This is a genomic window from Tsukamurella soli (genome assembly GCF_039541155.1).
In the GTDB taxonomy this organism is placed as follows: Bacteria; Actinomycetota; Actinomycetes; order Mycobacteriales; family Mycobacteriaceae; genus Tsukamurella; species Tsukamurella soli.
In genome coordinates this window covers 1-883 of the sequence record NZ_BAABFR010000255.1, presented here as the reverse complement: position 1 = coordinate 883, position 883 = coordinate 1, and the positions used below count along the sequence as shown (strand labels likewise).

At 68.4% G+C, this 883-nt stretch carries 1 pseudogene; it reads right to left on the bottom strand.

Annotated features, from left to right (window positions below):
- Positions 1–449: pseudogene (locus ABD908_RS27435) on the bottom strand (hypothetical protein); the annotation flags it as partial.
- Positions 450–883: the final 434 nt, after the last annotated feature.

Below are 883 nucleotides of genomic sequence, written 5' to 3'. Positions count from 1 at the left end.
GGCTGCCGGTGCGGCCGCGCCGCGCCGTCCCCGTCCGCCGCGCCTCGTCGGCCCGCCTGGGCCTGCGCCGCCCGGAACGGCGCGACTAGTACCCCAAGCCACACGCGAGTGTAGAAACCACACGCGATCCCGCAGGGGTCTCCGCGTCGCGTGTGGTTCCGACGATCGCGTGGGTCCTTCACCCCGGGAACCGCGGGATCTCTGGTACCAGTCCGGCTCGCGCCGGTTCCGCGGTGATCAGGGAGAAGAATCTGCGGTTTCTGTAGATCAGACCATTGCCAGCGGACCACGCTGAAACCGTTGGCGCGGAACACGCTGTCCCGCTCCTTCTCCCGGCTCACGGCCGCGGGATCCGCGTACTTGCCGATCCCGTCGAACTCCCCGACCACCCCGCGCTCGTCGTCGATGCGCCAGAAGAAGTCCGCCCGGTACTCGTCGCTGTCGAGCACGAACTGCTGTTGGAGCACCGGAGTCGGCAGGGCCGCTGCGCCATCATCAGACGCGACCGCGACTCACCGACCGACTCGCTCTGATCCGCGGACAGCTCCACGGATCGGGCTGCCATGCCCACCCCCTTCGTTCCGCGCATCCGCGCGACGATCTGCTCGAGTTCATCGAGTCGCACGGGCGTCGGCCTCGACGGATCCCCATAGCGATGCTTCATACGCACCGCGTCCACCGTGGACACTCCGCGTTCGATGTCGCCGGACGCTCACCAACGCTGGACGACCGAACATCAGCGGGTCGTACACAGGGCGGGTTAGTGGATAAGGCGCCGAAAATGTCGCGAACCCGGACACGAGGTCTCGGCCACCCGATCGGAGATGGGCGTGGCGGCGCCCTGAGAAGGCCGTTGAGCGACGAGCGGCGTCGTGGGCGGGTG